We start from the raw sequence: 17,034 nt of genomic DNA, 5'->3' as shown, positions 1-17,034 counted from the left end.
GTCCGCCGGTTCCGCGCGGACACCCAGCAGAACCCCCATCACCGTTACACCTGAAACGAGAGACCTGTGAACCAGCCTGCACCCTTCTTCCTTGACTGCGATACCGGCATCGACGACGCCCTCGCCCTCGCCTACCTCCTGGCCTCACCCAAGGCCGAGCTCGTAGGAATCGGGACCGTGAGCGGCAACGTCAGTGCAGCCGGCGGCGCCCGCAACACCCTGGACCTGCTGAACCTTGCGGGCCACCCGGACATCCCCGTGGCAGTCGGCGCGCACGATCCGCTGGTGGGCACCTTCCACGGCGGCGCACCGCACGTCCATGGCGATAACGGCATCGGCGGCGTGGACCTGGCTCCGTCCGACCGCGAACCGGTGAAGGCCACGGCTGCCGAACTGTTGGTCCAGTTGGCCCACCAGTACGCCGGGGAGCTGCGGTTGGTGGCCATCGGTCCGCTGACCAACATCGCCGAAGCGTTGCGGCTGGAACCGAAGCTGCCTGAGCTTATTGCCGAGGTGACCATCATGGGCGGCGCTGCGCTGGCACCGGGAAACATCTCTCCTGTGGCCGAAGCCAACATCGCCAACGACCCCGAGGCCGCAGCCGAGGTCCTGGCCGCGGACTGGAACGTGACGCTGGTTCCCCTGGATGTCACCATGACCAACGTCCTGGAGGAAAACCACCGCCAGGAGCTGCTGTCCACCGAACACCCGGTGTCCCAGGCCTTGGGGGAGATGCTGGGCTACTACTTCGGCTTCTACGTCGACATTTTCGGACGGGCCTGCTCGGCCATGCACGATCCCCTTGCCGCCGCCATCGCCGTCAGGGGAGTAGAACCCACCCTGGCCCCGACCGTCCGGGTCCAAGTGGACACCACCGACGGCCCGGGCCGGGGCCAGACGGTCTGCGATCTCCGAGGACAGTACGCCGGGTTCCCGGAGCAGCGCGGCGCGCGATGCCGCGTCGTCCTGGAGATCGGCGAGGATTTCGCTCCCCACCTGCTGGGCACCCTGCAGGCGGCATGGCTCAGCGAAGAGCAGGTAGCACAGCCCGTCGCCTGACGGGCGGGAGACTGAGGTATCGACGACGACGGCGGCAGCGGCCCGCCGTCGTCGTCCTTCTTTAAGGGCCTTATGCGTACATCAGCGAACCGGGCGTGGTGAGCTTTTCCCCGGTTTCCATCCAGGTCTTCAGGCCGGAGAGGATCATGGGCCAGCCGCCGTAGAGCTGGTCGTTCGCCCCTTCGCGGAGTTGATCGTGCGTGACGGTGAGGTGGCAGGAATCGCCGACTGGCTCGATCTCCCACGTGATCCGCGATGTTCCCTCGGCCTTGACGTCCTCGCCCCACAGCGCCGTCATGGTCTGGACGAGCCTGCGTGGGGGATCGACCTCGATGTTCTCGCCTTCACCCAGCGGCGCGTCCGCTTTGGGGTTGCGCATCTCGAAGCGGCTGCCCGGCGTCCAGTCCGACGTCAAGGTGTTCCCGAACTGGTATTTGCTGCGGATTTCGCTGTCGGTGATGGCTTCCCAGAGCTTTTCCGGCGTGGTCTTGATGTAAATCTCGAAGATCTTTTCCATGGGACTTTCCAATCTGGATTTGAGGTCGCTGAGGGCAGCGGCCCATGGTTCTGCGTATTTACTCACCCAGCGATCGTGGATGAGGCGGATGGGGACCGGATTCAGGAAGTGCAGCTTCTCGCGTCCTCGACGGCGGACAACCACCAACCCGGCATCCTCAAGCAGTTTGAGGTGCTTTGCGATGCCGAAACGGGTCATCTCGAACCGGGCTCCGAGGGCGGTGGCGGATTGGCCATCCGCGCGGAACAACTCGTCCAGGAGTTCCCTGCGGGTGGGGTCAGCCAAGGCCTTGAACACGGCGTCCATGGCATCAGGATAGGTGACCTTTTGGTCACGTGTCAACGGTTTTTCGTGGGGGCTCGGCGAGATCGCGGGTGCTCGGTCGAGTTCGCTGAACATCCCCTGGCCGCTCGCAGGCCTCCCGCGAATTCAAGACAGTTGTTAACAAGCTCCGAAAGTTTCCGAACTGTTGTCGAAACAAGTCCGCTCGTTTCAAAACTATTCCGCGATTCCGAATCAATTACTCGAGGCCATACGCCCGAAAGCCGTACTCGAACGCAGATTTCAGGCCTCTAAGTTACTTGCGAGTTTCGGATACTGGACTGTTGTTATTGCTGAAACTTTACGATAGTTTCTCTCTGTGATGTGCGTCGCACTGTAAGTCGGAGCGACGAACCCCGAGTGAAGGACAATGATGACCATCCACCCTGAGGACTTGCGGACCGCAAAAACGCGGCTGCAGCACCTGCATCAGCGATTAGGCGGTATCGCGTACGGCGGGGACTACAACCCTGAGCAATGGCCGCGCGAAGTCTGGTTGGAAGATGCCAAACTCATGCAGCAGGCCGGGGTGAACCTGGTGACGCTTGCGGTCTTCTCTTGGAGCCGCTTGGAAACCAGCGATGGCGTTTTCGACTTTGGCTGGCTGGACGAGGTCATGGATCTCATGCATGAGCACGGCATCGGCGTGGACCTGGCAACACCGGATGCCGTCCCGCCGGCCTGGCTGGTGGAGCAGCACCCGGACATCATGCCGGAACGCCCGGACGGGAGCATCTTCGGATTCGGCTCCCGCCAGCACTTTGACGTGTCACACCCCGTGTATCGGGCCAAGTCGCTGGCACTGGCCGAGCGGATGGGGGAGCAATACGCCAACCATCCGGCGTTGCGAATGTGGCATGTGGGCAATGAATATGGGCCCGTTTCCTACGGACCGTGGGCTGAGAAGGCCTTCCGGGAATGGCTTCAGCGGAAGTATTCCTCACTGGATGAACTGAACGAGGCCTGGAGCACTACCGTCTGGGGCCAGCTCTACTCGGACTGGAACCAGGTCCGGGTCCCGGCCCAGCCCCGAACGTGGTCCAACCCGTCGCGGCGTTTGGACTTTCATCGGTTCACGTCGGACAGCATGCTGGAACATTTCAAAGCCGAACGTGACATTCTTAGGCGCCACAGCCCGGACTTGCCGATCGTCACCAACTTCATGCGCTTTTACAAAACCAACGACTACTGGGCATGGGCAGCCGAAGAAGACGCCGCCGCCCTGGACATCTACCCGGACCCGCGGGAAGAAGACGCTCACATCGCGGCTGCCCTGAACTTCGACCTCATGCGCTCCCTCCGCCACGGCCAACCGTGGATGGTCATGGAACAAGCCACGGGCGCGGTCAGCCAGTGGTCCGTGAATGTGTCCAAGCTTCCTGGCAAGATGCGGCTCGGCTCCTACCAAGCCATTGCCCAAGGCGCCGATTCGATCCTCTTTTTCCAATGGAGGCAGGCGAAGGGTGGGACCGAGCGCTACCACTCGGCCATGGTGAACCATGCGGGCACCAACACCAGGATCTTCCGCGAAGTGTGCGAGCTGGGCCAGGAACTCAAAGCACTGGGCGGGCTGACGGGGACCCGTTCCGCTGCCAAAGTGGCCATCGTCTTCGATTGGGACTGCTGGTGGGCGTTGGAGCTGGGTAACTCCCCCCGCTCGGACCTGAACTACGCGCAGGAAGTATTGCGCTTCTACCGCCCGCTATTTGACGCCAACATCACTGTTGACTTCGTCAATGCCAACAGCGACCTCTCCGCCTACGGCGTGGTGCTCATGCCGGCGTCGTACCTCCTCACGGACGAAGCCGCTAAAAAGGTCGAAGACTACGTGTCCGAGGGTGGACGCCTGGTGGTGTCCTACCTTTCCGGCATCGTGGACCGCGACAACACCATCCGCCTGGGCGGGTATCCGGGCGCGTTGCGAAATGTCCTTGGTGCCTGGAGCGAGGAGATGCATCCACTGGCAGGGGACGGAGAGCAAGTGAAGCTGACCACGGCCGACGGCGGTACTTTCTCCGCGGATTACTGGACCGAGCACCTGCACGCCGAAACCGCGGAGGTCCTGGCCAGGTATGCGTCCGGTCGCCTGAACGGCGCACCGGCAGTGACGCGCAACTCGTTCGGAAAAGGCTCGGCCGTGTACGTGTCGGCCCGCGTCGACGACGGACTCCTCAAGCAACTTCTCGACGACGAACTGCGGACCGCAGGCGTTGAGCCGGAACTGAAGGCACCCGCAGGAGTCCAGGTCCGCCGTCGTGCCGGCACCAGCGGCGACGGCACCGCCAAAAGCTTTCTCATGGTGCTGAACCATAATGATGCGCCGTCCCGGGTGGACGTCCTCGACGGCGGCACGGACCTGATCAGCGGTCGTGCGCTTCAGGGGGCGGTTGAGCTCCCTGCGTACGACGTGCTGATCCTCGAAGAACAGCAGGAGAGGGGGGGACCATGGCACTAAGACTGGATGTTCCACCAAAGGTGGTGCCGGGCGACCAGCCAGGCAAAGCGAAGAGGCGGCGTGACAAGCCCGGGAGCTGGAAGCTGGCCTTCAAACGCGATTGGCGACTCTACACGCTGTTGGCGCTGCCACTGCTGTATCTTCTGATTTTCAGATACCTGCCGATGGCCGGCAATGTGATTGCCTTCCGTCAGTTCCAACCCGGTGGCAGTATCTTCGGGGAGAAGTGGGTTGGCCTCAAGTACGTCACCCTCTTCATCAATGACCCCAGCTTTTGGCAGGCATTCCAGAACACCATCGTCCTGGGTGTCCTGACCCTGGTGTTCTGCTTCCCGATGCCCATCATCTTCGCGCTGATGCTCAACGAGTTGAGGTCGCAGAAGTTCAAGAAGTTCGTCCAGACCGTGGCATACCTGCCGCACTTCATGTCCGTGGTGATCATCGCCGGGATGATCCTGCAGAACTTCTCCATGACGGGAACCGTAAACCAGATCGCGGAGTCCCTGTTCGGAACTTCGGTGAACTTCACGCAGGACCCAGGTTGGTTCCGGCCGATGTACATCAGCTCGGAAGTCTGGCAGACCATGGGCTGGGGAGCGATCCTCTACCTCGCCGCGCTCACCAGGGTCGATGAATCGTTGTACGAGGCGGCACGGATCGATGGCGCCAACCGCTGGCAGCAGACCTGGCATGTGACCCTGCCGGCCATCCGACCCACCATCATCACCCTGCTCATCCTGAACATCGGAACGTTCATGGCTGTGGGTTTCGAGAAGATCCTCCTCATTTACAACCCGCTCAACTACGCAACCTCAGACGTCATCTCCACCTACCTTTACCGGGTAGGCCTGGAATCCAGCAACTTCAGCTACGCGGCCGCGATCGGAATGTTCGAATCCGTCATCGGCCTCACGCTGATCCTCTCAGCGAACGCGATTTCCAAGCGCCTCGCAGGAACGAGCCTGTGGTGAACAAGTCAGCTACTGCCAACAAGGGCGCTGCGGCCCAAGGGGTCCTTTTGAAGAACATGCGGGTTTCCCGTGGGATGCGGATCTTCCGGGCCTTCAACCTGGTGTTTCTGCTGCTCGTGGTGTTCCTGACGATGTATCCGTTCCTGAACATCATTGCCCAGTCGTTCTCCAGTGAAGGCTTCATCAACGCCGGGCAGGTGAACCTGTTCCCGATGGGTTTCAACACGGAGACCTACAAGTTGATCCTGGCCGACTCCACGTTCTGGACCAACTACGGAAATACGGTCCTGTACACAGTGGTGGCAACGGCTATTTCCATGGTGCTGACCACGGCCTTCGCTTACGCCATTGCCAAGAAGGACCTCAAGGGCCGCAGTGTGTTCATCGGCCTGGCAGTCTTCACCATGTTCTTCAACGGCGGCCTGATCCCGAACTACGTACTCATCAGTTCCTTGGGAATGCGGGACACCATCTGGGCGGTGGTGCTGCCAAACGCCATCAGCGTCTTCAACCTGCTCATCATGAAGTCGTTCTTCGAGAACATGCCCCGTGAGCTGGAGGAAGCGGCATCGATTGACGGGCTTACCCAGTACGGGATCCTCTTCCGGGTAGTGCTGCCGCTGAGCAAAGCCATTGTGGCCACCATGGTGCTGTTCTACGCGGTGGCCAACTGGAATTCCTGGTTCCAGGCCTTCCTCTACCTCGACAACCCGGACCTCTTCCCGGTCACCATCTATCTGCGCAACATGATTGCCGGTGTCACCACGGCCGGATCAGCGGGTGGGACGGCTGAAAACGTCGGGCAGATCGCAGCCAATATCCAGTCGGTCACCATCGTGCTCACCGTCATTCCCATCCTTTGCGTCTACCCCTTCGTCCAGAAGTACTTCTTCTCGGGCGTCATGCTCGGCTCCGTCAAGGAATGAACCTATGAAAGGAAACCCCATGATCAGCACACGAGAGTTCCGCAGGAGGGACTTCCTCGGCCTCGCATCCGTTGTCACCATCGGCCTGATGATGACCAGTTGTGATTCCGACACCTCCGAGAAGGTGGACACTTCCAAATCCCGCAACGGTGCGATGGAGAGTTTCAAGGTTGGTGACACATTCAAGGCGACGACGCCGTTGACGTTCACGTTCCTGTTCTCCGACCAACCCACCTATCCCTACAAGAAGGACTGGCTGCTGTTCACCAAGATGGCCAGCGACAACAACGTCACACTGGAACCGACCATCGTCCCCAACAGTGACTACGAGCAGAAGCGCAGCCTGCTCATCAGCTCCGGCAGTGCACCGGAAATCATCGCCAAGACCTACCCGGGACAGGAGTCGGCGTTTGTCTCCGCGGGAGCGGTGCTGCCCGTCAGCGACTATGTGGACCTGATGCCGCACTTCCAGGAGAAAGTGAAGAAGTGGAAGCTCGAACCGGAAATTGAAGCGCTGACCCAGGAAGACGGCAAGTACTACGTTCTTCCCGGATTGCATGAGGAATTGTGGCCGGACTATTCCCTGTGTTTCCGCAAGGATGTGCTGAAGAAGGAAGGTCTTTCTGAGCCGAAGACGTGGGACGAGTTCCGCGATGTGCTGCGCTCGCTGAAGAAGGCCTACCCGGACGTTGTTCCCTTCTCCGACCGGTTCAAGGGTGACAGCGTCCTCAACATCGCCAGCGCAGCGTTCGGGACGGTGGCCGGTTGGGGATTGGTTGACGGGCTCCAGTTCGATGAAGGTAAGAAGCAGTTCGCATTCGCCGCGGGGTCGGACAAGTTCAAAGACCTGGTGACGTACTTCAACTCGCTCATATCCGAAGGACTGATGGATCCCGAAAGCTTCACCCAGACGGACGATTCCGCTATCCAGAAGTTTGTCTCGGGTAAGTCCTTCGTCATCAGCGCCAACTCCCAGAATGTCATTACCTATCGGACCTCCATGGAACAGTCATTGGGCAAGGGCAACTTCGAGATCGGCAAGATCATTGTTCCAGGAGGCCCTGCGGGCGACATTATTGGCGGCAGTCGCTTGGAGAACGGCATCATGTTGAACTCCTCGGTGAAGGATAAGGACAGCTTCGTGGCGCTTATCCAGTACATCGACTGGCTTTTCTACAGTGATGCCGGGCAGGAATTCAGTAAATGGGGTGTGGAAGGAACCACGTTCACCAAGGAAGGCGGTAAGCGCAAGCTTGCGGCCGACATCAACTTCCAGGGGCTCAACCCTGCAGGCACCAAGGATCTTCGTGTTGACTACGGGTTCTCCGGCGGCAACTTCGCCTACGGCGGCACGACGGAACTCCTGCAGTCCACGTTCAATGAAGAAGAACTGGCCTTCCAGGAAGCGATGAAGTCGAAGAAGCCGCGCCCGGTCGCGCCGCCGGTCCCGTTCAACGACGTCGATCGCGAACAAGCCACGTTGGCGCTCACCCCGCTGAAAGACCACGTCAAGCAGAACACCCTCAAGTTCATCACCGGCCAACGTCCCCTCGGCGAGTTCGACGCCTACGTCAAGGAACTCGACAGCAAAGGCCAGACGAAATACGTGGAGCTGGCGAACAAGGCCTACAAAGCGTACGCGGACAAGAAGTAGATCCGATGGCAGGCAGGAAGCCAGAATTCGGAACGGGACCACTGTTCAAAGCCGCCGGCACTGTATATGGCATCATGACCGGGAGTGCTCTGTTGGTGTTGGCCAATGCACCGGCGGTTCTCATGCCGTTGCTGGTCGGTGTACTCGGGCCAGGTGCGCTGCTGGGGTTTGTCCTAGTGGGACCTTCTGTTGTGGCTTCCTGCTATGCCTTCAATCGACTTCTTGCAGGCGGGGACAGGGGAGTGTTCCGTGACTTCCTGGCTTCGTACCGTCTGAACTTCAAGCAGGCACTGCTCGTTTGGCTGCCCTACATGCTGTTCCTGGGTGTCATCGCTTTCAACCTGAGCGTCCTCCCCGGCTCACCGGACGCTGCCTCAGGATTCGGGATACAGTTCGCCGCACGGATAGGTCTGGTGGGTCTCGCGCTCCTGGTCTGCACTGCCGCCATGAACGCGATGCTCATCCTTTCCCGCTTCAGCTTCCGCGCCCGGGACGTCTACCGGTTGTCCCTCTACGCTTTGGGCGTGGAGAAGAGGGTGTCGTTGGGCACCGCCGGGATCCTGTTCGTGACCGCCTTCATTCTGGGAATGACCACCGTCTGGTTGATGCTCTTTACAGCCGGTTTGGTGCTGTACCTCGTCTGCCTCAATTCCCTTTCAATGCTGAGGTTCGTTGAAGCCAGGTTCACCTGAGGACGGCGCAGGATCCTGCCTGGCGGTGTCCTATCCGAACCGACAGAAATCAATCAGCACTCTTTCAAGAGATCTGCGTCACGTTCTCGAGGGCGGCCCCACAGAAAGAGTAGGGGGTGCAATGGGCGTCCTCTGTGGCAAGTGATGGGGAAAAATATGAACAGGGAGAATTGCGTCCGCGGATCAAATTTCAACTCGGCACAAAAGGGCCGACGTCGCTTTGGCTTAAATCGCTGACCGTAGGGTTGGTGATACTTCTGATGACAGCACTTGGCATGAGCCCTGCAAAGGCATATGTCCTTGAGGGCGTTCGGTGGGAAGGCACGCCGACCAGCGGTTGTTGCGCAACCATTTACATTCAGTACCAGCCAAGTATGTACAGCATCAACATAGCAGGCTGGGATAATGGTCGTTATGCATGGAACGTCGCTCCGGACAACATCTACCTTCCCAGCGGACCCGGCGCGCTGACGGTTGACGATGCGTACGCCTCTACCGTGGGATGGGATGGTGTCACCTATTACAGCTGGCACAGCTGCTCGACAGGAAACTGCTTTGCTTATGCCAACGCGTATCTGAACTATTACTACACGTCAGGCTACTCTTCGGCCACGATCCAAGGAGTCGCAGCTCACGAGCTGGGTCACGCTATCGGACTAGGCCACGCCGGCGGCTGCGTTCTCATGACTTCCTCCACCTCCACACGAAATAGCTGTGGGGTATTTGGGCCAACCAATGATGACAACAACGGCACTATTGCCCTGTACTAATTGCTCTGTTCAGAGAGGATGCTGAAATCATGAGGACACAATTCATAAAGAAGTCCGCATTTCCACGTATGGCTTCAACGATAATCGCCCTAGTTACTATTGCGGGTCTCTCGGGATGCGCAGGTTCGCCCGAGGCGGCTAATCCCAGCAGCTCCGCCAACACTGTAGGCATGGACGCCAGTTGGGCGGAGAGCTACGACAATTTGACGGATCTAAAAGCGCACAGCGCGCTGGCTGTCGAGGGAAGCTTCACGCGAATCATAGACGAATCCAAGATCAAAACTGTCCCTATCACGGATTTTGAGTTCACCGTTGACGAAGTAATCCATGATCCCGCGGGCACCCTGAAAGAGGGGACCCGCATAACCGTGCGACAGACCGGCGGGTCTGTTGACGGGGTTCTTCATCAGATCTCAGACGACCCGTTGTTCAAGATTTCTGAAAATGCCGTCCTGTTCCTCAAAGAGCCGGAGCCTGGCCTATTTTATGTAATCGGTGGACCGTCAGGGCGCTTTGAAGTCATCAACGGAAGGGTCACACCTTTCGACGCTGAGGGAACAAAGTTTGAGGGCACCCTGGAAGACTTCGCCGCAGCGGTGAAGGGTTCCTAGGTCGTCAAAACTCAGAGGGGGCATGTCGCCGAGAACTGCTTTCCTATCCAGTTTTTGGGTAAGCCGTCTTGGTGGCAGCCCCCTCAATCTCCTGTGATCTGCTCCCGCAAGATATCCGCGTGCCCGCAGTGCTGGGCCAGTTCCCGCAGCATGTGCAGATACACCCAACGGAGGGGTAGCGGTCCACGGCGGTTCCCGTGGAGAAGATCGTCCAGCCCAAGGTTGGACGTGGCCTTCCGCGAAGCTTCGCAGGCCACCGAGTATGCCTCTTGAATGCTGGCGATGGTGTCATCTGCGCCAAGGATGAAGGACTCGTCAGGTGTGGCGGGGATGCCAATGTCGGCCCGCGACCTGCAGGTGATGGCTTCGTCGAACCACACCTTTTCCACGAAAGTCGCGTGCTTCACCAGGCCCAGAAGCGTCGTACGCGACGGGACCAGCCGCCGTCGTGCTTGTTCTTCAGTGAGTCCGTCCAAGCTGGCGTTCAGCGCGCGGCGGTGCTCGTCCAGGAAAGCCTCGAACTGCGTCCGGATGTCGTCGTGGGTGACGTCCTGCGTGGAGGCGCTCATGCGAAAACCACCGTTCCGTCCTCGTCGATCCGCCAGCCGGGGTTGTGCGCGACCTCCCAGACGATGCCGTTGGGATCCTTGATGTGCCCGTGGAAAATGCCGCCGAAAGCACCTGCCTGTGCGGGCTTGATCAGCGTGGCGCCCGCAGTCACAAGTGCGTCGATGGTGCTGGAAACCTCATCTGGGCTGCCGACGTTATGGGAGAGCGCCACCCCACTCACGCCAGGGGTTTGGATGCCGCTGGCCAGGTCCTGATCGAACTTTTCGGCGTCGAACAGGCCGAGCATCAAACCCGGGGCAACTTGGAAGAAGAGGATTTCGCCGGGCACGTCCATGTGCGGCTCCCAACCGAGCCCGTCCTTGTAAAAGGCGCGGGCCCGGTCGAGATCAGGCGTGGCGAACGTGATGAAGTGCAGTCGCTGGTCCATACGGACATGCTAGCGACAGGGTACGACGCCGGGACTTAGGCAAGGTGCTGACGGGTACCGTTCAGGTGGGAAGCCGGGGCGTCAAAGAGCGCGGCGATGTGTTCGGCAAGTTCGTTGACATGCGTGTAGCCGGGGAACTTGCGGTGCGGCGCGGCCTCCTTCATGGCATCGTCCAAAAGGGCTTTCACAATGAAAACCACGGCGGCCGAGGTCTGTTCCTTGGGCTCGGTCTTGTGACCGGACTGTGCTGTGCTGAAGCCGTCCGCGACACCGAGGACCCATGCTTCAGAGGCGGCCTTGACCGCCGAGTAGCTCGCGCCGCCGGCGGTAGGGTTCGCTGCAGCCGTGGCGGAAACAATAGCCAAGCGACCCCGCGGTGATGCCTCCAAATCCGGGTAGAACACGCGGGAGGTGTTCCGGAGCGTGGTCATGATGCTGGTGTGCAGGACGTCCCAGTCCTCGTCCTTCTGACCCGTGATTCCGTCGCCTCCGCGCCATCCGCCGACCAGATGGATGAGTCCGTCCACTGGGCCCAGATCGCTTCGAACTGCGGCGGCCAGCTTCTCCACAGACTCAAGGTTCGCGAGGTTGCACGTGTAGGGGATCACGCCGTCGTGGTTCTGGGCGAGTTCCTCCAGGCGGGCGGCGTCGAGGTCGACGGCGGCAACCCGGGCTCCCGCAGCGAGCAGTGCCGCCACAACTGCCTGGCCGGCGGCACTGGTTGATCCTGCCACCACAACGTTGAGGGCCGGGGTGGATGCCACGTCGTTGTGGTCATTCGTAGTAGGCAAGGTGTGTCCTTCCAAGACGTAATCACGGTCGGAAGGAGCATATCGGGTGGACAAGGTTGGCTTATGCCTAGATTAGCTTAGGGATAGAGGATCTAATGCTCAGTGCGTATTGGGTCCTCTAAGCAAGCCAGTGAGTGTGGCTGCTTGACGTTGAAGTTCCGATCGGTGGCAGCGTCTGCGGGCCCAAAAATCCAGATGATTGAGCGACTCGCCATGGCCTGTTGAGGCACCGTCGGCAGCGGTGGGAGGATGGAGCGGTGGAACCCCTCTTCGACTTCCTTGGCAGTTACTGGTGGCTCATCTTCCCCATCGGCGGGATGGCTGGCGGTTGGGCGAGATCGTGGTCCAAAGCGAGTGAAGAGCGGCACCGCCGCAAGGTCGAGTTGCTGAAGTTGCGCAACCAGCTGGCGGTGCACGAGGAAGCAAACCAGGCTGAGGTGGTCTCACTGATGACCGCCCACGATTCGGTCAATCACAGATGGCTGGAGTACGAACTCGACGTCGGCAATCTCATCGACTTTCCGCTGATAACCGACGTCCGTGAACCGCTCACGGTCGCGTTCCTGCGCGCCAAGAAGGAAGCCGACGGCCTGCGGCCGGGCGCGCCGGAGGAGATCTCGACGCCGGCCCGGCTTGCTGAATATCGGGCGGCCGTTCACAGCTACGAGTTGGCCTTCGACGTAGCCGAGCGCGAAGCCCGGAGAATCAAGGACGGTAACTTCAGCGGCCCGGAGCGGCAACGACTGGCTACGGCCCGGAAACTGCTGCGCATTGCCGAGGACACCGCAGCTACACCTGCGGAACGGCAAACTGCGTACAAGCGCGCACGCAAGGAACTCGACGGCCTGATCGTCCTTCCCGAAGCAACAGTTGCCGCGCTGGAAGGCAAGATCGCCGGAATGCTGGATACCCGGAAGGACCCGGACACGGACGTGAAGTTCGCGTGACGCCGGAGAGGCAGCTAACGGAGCTTGACACCCATCACGGTCCGAACCGTGGAGCCCGCAAGGTCGTCCTCAAGGTGCCGCATTCCGATCTGTTCGGCAACGCGCCTGGAGGCAATATTGTCGGGGTGGATGATGGCTACCAGGCGATCAACTTCCACCACATCCCGGGCGTATTCGAGGCAGGCCAAAGCGGCTTCCGTGGCATAGCCCCGCCGCTGAAGATCCAGGCGTACGTGGTAACCAACCTCAAGCTCGGACCGGCCATTGACGTTCTGCCACGTCAACCCGCAGTCGCCGACAAAATCGCCGTCGTGGGTTTCCACGATCCACAACCCGTACCCGTGGCGGGCATAGTTCGCCTGGTTCCAGTCGATCCAGGCGGCTGCTTCATCCCGGGTTTTGGGCGCCGGGTAGTACGTCATGACGTGGGGGTCACCGAGCAGGCTGCTCATCCCCTCGATGTCAGCAGGCGTCATCTCGCGAAAGCGCAATCGTTTGGTTGGGAGGGGGAGCATCTCCGAAGCCTACCGGCAGCTGACCCCGCCGTGGGCCGTGCTTCCGCTACCTTCTTTGAACTCCGTTGGACGCTTATGCAACCGGAATCGGCTGAATTTGGGGCCACCGAATGCCAAAGTGGGTCGTGAACCTACAGGCAGCCCACGCGGGTACCCGTTCAAGCCGTAGCCCGAACCCGCACCGGAGTGAGCATCTCCCGTTCGAACCCGACCACACGGCGTGGCCCGTGGAGGATCACCTCGTGGGTGGCCGCATCTGAGGCGCAGGAGGTGGAAACGTGCAGCTTCACCAGGCCGGGCGTCACGACGCGCTGCAGGTCCAATCCGGTAAAGGACGTGCGGTCCGCATGGACCACGAACTCCACCTCGGAAGAAGCTCCCGCTGGCAACTCCACCCGCGCATACCCGATCAACTCGCGGACCGGACGCACTACTTCGCCGACGGGATCTTCCAGATACAGCTGGACAACCTCGGCGCCATCACGGAGACCGGTGTTCGTGACCGTACAGCTGACGGTAACCGAGTCCGACGTCGACATCGTCGGCACGCTGCTGTGGTGACCCGACAATTCGAAGCTGGTGTAGGACAAACCGTGCCCGAACCCATACAGCGGCGAGGGATCCAGCGCACTGACTTCAGTGCGACCGGCAAGCCGGGAGTGCAAGTAGGTGCCGGGCTGGCCACCGGACGACCTCGGCACGGAGACTGGCAACTTGCCGGAGGGATTGACGACGCCGGTGAGCACGTCCCAGAGTGCCTCACCGCCTGCTTCGCCAGGGAAGAACCCTTGAACGATCGCGTCGGCCCGGTCGACGAAGTCGCCGAGTGCATAGGGTCGCCCGCTCAGGACGACCACCACGGCACGGGATCCGGAATCCGCGCAGGCCGCAAGGACCCGGTCAAGCATCCGGTGCTGATCGCCGGGAAGGTGGAGGTCGGCGGCGTCGTTCCCTTCGCCTGAGGTGCCGCGACCAAAGAGTCCCGCATTGTCACCGACCACCACCACACAGGTGTCCACGGAGGCGGCTATCTGGCATGCCTCGGCAATTTCAGTCTCCGTTGCCACCTCACAATTTCCGGTCACGGAACTGAGCACAGAATCAAATCGCCCGGCCGCAACAGCCGCGACCGAAGGAACGGAGATGCCCATGGGAACATCAGGATGCGATGCGCCGACATGGGCATCGAAGGAGTAACAACCCAGCATGGCGAACGGGTCATCGGCCAAGGGACCCACCACACCCAGAGATCCGCCGGATGGCAACGGGAGCGCTGGAGCTCCGTCGAACGATCCGTTGCTCAACAGGACCAAGGACTGCGCGGCCAACTCATGCGCAAGGGCCCGGTCTTCGGTGCGATCGAGTTCAATAGCTGCTGACAAGGCCGGCGGAGCAGGGGAGAAGTCGGGGGACAGGAGCCCCACCTGTGCCTTCTGCGTCAGGACCCGGCGGAGTGCCTGGTCAACCACAGCTACGTCCAGGGCGCCCTCTTGGACACGGGCGAGGAGCGGCGCGCCAAAGCAATTCACGGTCGGGAGCTCCACATCAACGCCCGCGGAGAGGGCCAATATGGCCGCCTCTCCGGAATCTGCTGCAACGCCGTGGGTGACATCGAGGAACGCGACGCCGAAGTAGTCCGCCACCACTGTGCCGTTGAAACCCCACTCCTGACGGAGCAGCCCGGTCAAAAGGGCACGATTCGCGGCGGCGGGTACGCCGTCGATGTCGGTATAGGCGTGCATCACCGACCGGGCGCCACCATGCCGGAGGGCCATTTCGAAAGGCGGCAGCATGACGTCGGCGAGTTCCCGGGGACCCATGGAGACAGGGGCATGGTTGCGGCCGGCCTGCGAGGCCGAGTAGCCCACAAAGTGTTTGAGGGTGGAAACGATCCCGGTTGATTCCAGGCCCTGAACATAAGCGGTTGCCACAGTTCCCACCAGGTAAGGGTCCTCGCCGATCGTCTCCTCGACCCGGCCCCAGCGGAGATCACGGACAACGTCCAGCACCGGAGCCAGGCCCTGATGCACCCCGAGGGACCGCATGCTTTCACCGATCCGGGAGGCCATCTCCTTCACCAGGCCAGGATTGAAAGTGGCGCCCCAAGCCAGGGGGACGGGGAAGGCTGTGGCCTTCCAGGCGGCCAACCCGGCCAGGCATTCCTCGTGGACTTGGGCGGGAATGCCGAACCTGGATGCGGCCATGATCTGTTCCTGGGCTGCGGCCAGCCGTCGCGCACCTTCCGCGGGCTCCACGGGAACAGTCCCGTACATGCGGGTGATCTGTCCCAGGCCATCGGCAATGATGTCGTCCCAGGAGCGGTCGTCTCCGGCCATTTGGCTCTGCAAAGGCGCAACGGAATCACCATCTGTGGAGGCGTTGACCCACACGCCTGCCAACTGTGCCAGCTTTTCTTCCAGAGTCATTTCACGGATGAGATGCTCCACGATGCCGGACGCTGGAACGCGGGCGAGTGCGTGCTGATCGGCGGCACCGGTGCTCACAAGCTTCTCCTCGGGATCTGGGTTGGTTCTTAGAAAGTATCAGAAACTTTAATCAACTTGCTAGGCAGATTTTCTGTTGATTTATGAGGATTTTCTTCATAGCGTTGTGTCACTGGTGGGCCGTTGTGGATAAGTTGCTCACTAAAAAATCAGAAACTTTCGGACATAATTGCCTACGCTCAACGGAGAGACCCATATGCAGACTTACAGGGTGGCCATCATCGGAACAGGCGGGATCGCAGCTGTTCACGCGTCCAACCTGGCCCGCACCGACAACAGAGCGACGTTGATCGCCGCGTGCGATGTCGAAGACGCACGCTTGCAGGCCTTCGCGGATGAGCATGGGATCGCCGGCCGCTACCAGAGCCTCACGGAGTTGTTGTCCGAGGCCAAACCGGACATCGTGCACCTGTGTACTCCGCCCATGATGCACATTGACCAGGCGATCGAGTGCCTTGAGGCCGGTGTGCACGTCCTGTCCGAGAAGCCTCCGGCACTCAGCCTTGCCGACTTCGACAGGCTCAACACCGCAGAAGCCAAGGGCGGCGCCCAGTTCTCGTGCGTTTTCCAGCACCGCTTCGGTGACGCCTCAGCAGCTGCAAGGGGTTTGATTGGTGGCAGCGATTTCGGACGACCCCTCGTAGCCCGCTGCGACACGCTGTGGTACCGGCCGGATGAGTATTTCGATCTTCCGTGGCGCGGCACGTGGAAAGCGGAGGGCGGTGGGCCCACGATGGGCCACGGCATCCACCAGTTCGATCTCCTCCTGCACCTCCTGGGGCCATGGGACGGGGTGCACGCAATCGCCTCGCGGCAAGCCCGGGCCACGTCGACCGAGGACTTCTCCGCCGCGCTCGTCCGCTTCGAAAACGGCGCGGCCGCAACGGTCATCAACTCGCTGCTCTCACCGCGCGAAACCTCGGACATCCGCGTGGATTGCGAATACGCCACCGTCGAACTCAGCCACCTTTACGGTTACGGCACCAAGGACTGGACCATTACGCCCGCGCCTGGCCACGAGGCCGCCGTCTCCGCCGCCTGGTCCTGCCAACCGTTGGAGCGGGGCAGTGGGCACTCTGCGCAGTTCCTCGCCATGTATGACGCGCTCGACGCCGGCCTGCCGCTCCCAGCCGGGGCGGACTCAGCCCGGCAGACACTGGAGTTCGCTGCCGCGATTTACGCGTCGGCCTTCACAGGTGCCCCCGTTCGTCGCGGAGAGATCGTCCCCGGCCACGCCTTCTATGAGGGCATGGACGGGGATGGCCGGGGGACCCGCGTCCTGGCCGCCACCGCCCGCGCCTAAC

At 61.0% G+C, this 17,034-nt stretch carries 16 protein-coding genes; 10 read left to right on the top strand and 6 right to left on the bottom strand.

Going from position 1 to position 17,034, the window contains the following annotated elements:
* Window positions 1–66: 66 nt before the first annotated feature.
* Entirely contained in the window at window positions 67–1,059 is a 993-nt protein-coding gene (locus AB4Y81_RS10200; RefSeq protein WP_434328161.1) for a nucleoside hydrolase, read from the top strand.
* 70 nt (window positions 1,060–1,129) lie between these two features.
* Here AB4Y81_RS10200 and AB4Y81_RS10195 read toward each other — a convergent pair whose 3' ends face one another.
* Entirely contained in the window at window positions 1,130–1,882 is a 753-nt protein-coding gene (locus AB4Y81_RS10195; RefSeq protein ID WP_434328341.1) for an ArsR/SmtB family transcription factor, read from the bottom strand.
* 388 nt (window positions 1,883–2,270) lie between these two features.
* Between AB4Y81_RS10195 and AB4Y81_RS10190 the strand changes: the two genes are divergently transcribed.
* The 7 genes from AB4Y81_RS10190 (at window position 2,271) to AB4Y81_RS10160 (ending at window position 9,976) form a co-directional block, all read left to right on the top strand.
* Window positions 2,271–4,352 (top strand): beta-galactosidase, encoded by a 2,082-nt coding sequence (locus tag AB4Y81_RS10190; RefSeq protein WP_434328162.1) that lies wholly within the window; start codon window positions 2,271–2,273, stop codon window positions 4,350–4,352.
* Window positions 4,343–5,323 carry an ABC transporter permease gene (locus AB4Y81_RS10185; protein WP_026267079.1) on the top strand — a complete coding sequence of 327 codons (981 nt, stop codon included), beginning with the start codon at window positions 4,343–4,345 and terminating at the stop codon, window positions 5,321–5,323. The genes AB4Y81_RS10190 and AB4Y81_RS10185 overlap by 10 nt, the downstream gene beginning before the upstream one ends.
* A gap of 56 nt (window positions 5,324–5,379) precedes the next feature.
* Window positions 5,380–6,249, top strand: a complete 870-nt coding sequence (locus tag AB4Y81_RS10180) for a carbohydrate ABC transporter permease (protein ID WP_026267080.1) — start codon at window positions 5,380–5,382, stop codon at window positions 6,247–6,249.
* Between the two features lie 4 nt (window positions 6,250–6,253).
* A complete protein-coding gene (locus tag AB4Y81_RS10175; RefSeq protein ID WP_079581160.1) occupies window positions 6,254–7,903 on the top strand; it encodes an ABC transporter substrate-binding protein in 1,650 nt (549 codons plus the stop codon).
* Between the two features lie 74 nt (window positions 7,904–7,977).
* Window positions 7,978–8,595 (top strand): DUF624 domain-containing protein, encoded by a 618-nt coding sequence (locus AB4Y81_RS10170; RefSeq protein WP_231375218.1) that lies wholly within the window; start codon window positions 7,978–7,980, stop codon window positions 8,593–8,595.
* Between the two features lie 134 nt (window positions 8,596–8,729).
* Window positions 8,730–9,365, top strand: coding sequence for a matrixin family metalloprotease (locus tag AB4Y81_RS10165; protein ID WP_189075977.1), 636 nt, complete (start codon window positions 8,730–8,732; stop codon window positions 9,363–9,365).
* A 29-nt stretch (window positions 9,366–9,394) separates the two neighbouring features.
* Window positions 9,395–9,976, top strand: coding sequence for a hypothetical protein (locus tag AB4Y81_RS10160; RefSeq protein ID WP_144027595.1), 582 nt, complete (start codon window positions 9,395–9,397; stop codon window positions 9,974–9,976).
* Between the two features lie 83 nt (window positions 9,977–10,059).
* Here AB4Y81_RS10160 and AB4Y81_RS10155 read toward each other — a convergent pair whose 3' ends face one another.
* The 3 genes from AB4Y81_RS10155 to AB4Y81_RS10145 are packed head-to-tail and all read right to left on the bottom strand — an operon-like array spanning window position 10,060 to window position 11,764.
* Window positions 10,060–10,545 (bottom strand): DinB family protein, encoded by a 486-nt coding sequence (locus AB4Y81_RS10155; RefSeq protein ID WP_416429221.1) that lies wholly within the window; start codon window positions 10,543–10,545, stop codon window positions 10,060–10,062.
* Window positions 10,542–10,973, bottom strand: a complete 432-nt coding sequence (locus AB4Y81_RS10150) for a VOC family protein (protein WP_441995766.1) — start codon at window positions 10,971–10,973, stop codon at window positions 10,542–10,544. Before AB4Y81_RS10150 ends, AB4Y81_RS10155 begins: the two co-directional genes overlap by 4 nt.
* Window positions 10,974–11,008: 35 nt before the next feature.
* On the bottom strand, window positions 11,009–11,764 hold the full coding sequence (locus tag AB4Y81_RS10145) for an SDR family oxidoreductase (RefSeq protein WP_416429217.1): 756 nt from the start codon (window positions 11,762–11,764) through the stop codon (window positions 11,009–11,011).
* 257 nt (window positions 11,765–12,021) lie between these two features.
* On the opposite strand from AB4Y81_RS10145, the gene AB4Y81_RS10140 reads away from it, so the two are divergent.
* The gene (locus AB4Y81_RS10140) at window positions 12,022–12,711 is read left to right on the top strand and encodes a hypothetical protein (RefSeq protein WP_441995765.1); all 690 of its coding nucleotides are present in this window, start codon (window positions 12,022–12,024) and stop codon (window positions 12,709–12,711) included.
* A gap of 14 nt (window positions 12,712–12,725) precedes the next feature.
* Here the strand turns inward: AB4Y81_RS10140 and AB4Y81_RS10135 are convergent, their stop codons facing one another.
* Together AB4Y81_RS10135 and AB4Y81_RS10130 are read right to left on the bottom strand one after the other, a co-directional pair.
* Window positions 12,726–13,226 carry a GNAT family N-acetyltransferase gene (locus AB4Y81_RS10135; RefSeq protein ID WP_441995764.1) on the bottom strand — a complete coding sequence of 167 codons (501 nt, stop codon included), beginning with the start codon at window positions 13,224–13,226 and terminating at the stop codon, window positions 12,726–12,728.
* Window positions 13,227–13,384: 158 nt separating this feature from the next.
* Window positions 13,385–15,730 (bottom strand): glycoside hydrolase family 3 N-terminal domain-containing protein, encoded by a 2,346-nt coding sequence (locus tag AB4Y81_RS10130; RefSeq protein ID WP_416429213.1) that lies wholly within the window; start codon window positions 15,728–15,730, stop codon window positions 13,385–13,387.
* 196 nt (window positions 15,731–15,926) lie between these two features.
* Between AB4Y81_RS10130 and AB4Y81_RS10125 the strand changes: the two genes are divergently transcribed.
* Window positions 15,927–17,033 carry a Gfo/Idh/MocA family protein gene (locus AB4Y81_RS10125; protein ID WP_441995763.1) on the top strand — a complete coding sequence of 369 codons (1,107 nt, stop codon included), beginning with the start codon at window positions 15,927–15,929 and terminating at the stop codon, window positions 17,031–17,033.
* Window position 17,034 lies beyond the last annotated feature (1 nt).

This window comes from Paenarthrobacter sp. TAF1 (assembly GCF_052113825.1).
Taxonomy (GTDB): domain Bacteria; phylum Actinomycetota; class Actinomycetes; order Actinomycetales; family Micrococcaceae; genus Arthrobacter; species Arthrobacter nicotinovorans.
The sequence above is the reverse complement of the archived record's forward strand: the minus strand, read 5'-3'. Positions and strand labels throughout refer to the sequence as shown.

What these genes read in the sequence shown, in the direction of transcription:
- AB4Y81_RS10150 (WP_441995766.1), bottom strand. Translation starts at nt 10,973, where the DNA reads ATGGACCAGCGACTGCACTTCATCACGTTCGCCACGCCTGATCTCGAC.
- AB4Y81_RS10185 (WP_026267079.1), top strand. Translation starts at nt 4,343, where the DNA reads ATGGCACTAAGACTGGATGTTCCACCAAAGGTGGTGCCGGGCGACCAG.
- AB4Y81_RS10170 (WP_231375218.1), top strand. Translation starts at nt 7,978, where the DNA reads ATGACCGGGAGTGCTCTGTTGGTGTTGGCCAATGCACCGGCGGTTCTC.
- AB4Y81_RS10180 (WP_026267080.1), top strand. Translation starts at nt 5,380, where the DNA reads ATGCGGGTTTCCCGTGGGATGCGGATCTTCCGGGCCTTCAACCTGGTG.
- AB4Y81_RS10135 (WP_441995764.1), bottom strand. Translation starts at nt 13,226, where the DNA reads ATGCTCCCCCTCCCAACCAAACGATTGCGCTTTCGCGAGATGACGCCT.
- AB4Y81_RS10195 (WP_434328341.1), bottom strand. Translation starts at nt 1,882, where the DNA reads ATGGACGCCGTGTTCAAGGCCTTGGCTGACCCCACCCGCAGGGAACTC.
- AB4Y81_RS10175 (WP_079581160.1), top strand. Translation starts at nt 6,254, where the DNA reads ATGAAAGGAAACCCCATGATCAGCACACGAGAGTTCCGCAGGAGGGAC.
- AB4Y81_RS10160 (WP_144027595.1), top strand. Translation starts at nt 9,395, where the DNA reads ATGAGGACACAATTCATAAAGAAGTCCGCATTTCCACGTATGGCTTCA.
- AB4Y81_RS10155 (WP_416429221.1), bottom strand. Translation starts at nt 10,545, where the DNA reads ATGAGCGCCTCCACGCAGGACGTCACCCACGACGACATCCGGACGCAG.
- AB4Y81_RS10125 (WP_441995763.1), top strand. Translation starts at nt 15,927, where the DNA reads ATGCAGACTTACAGGGTGGCCATCATCGGAACAGGCGGGATCGCAGCT.
- AB4Y81_RS10190 (WP_434328162.1), top strand. Translation starts at nt 2,271, where the DNA reads ATGACCATCCACCCTGAGGACTTGCGGACCGCAAAAACGCGGCTGCAG.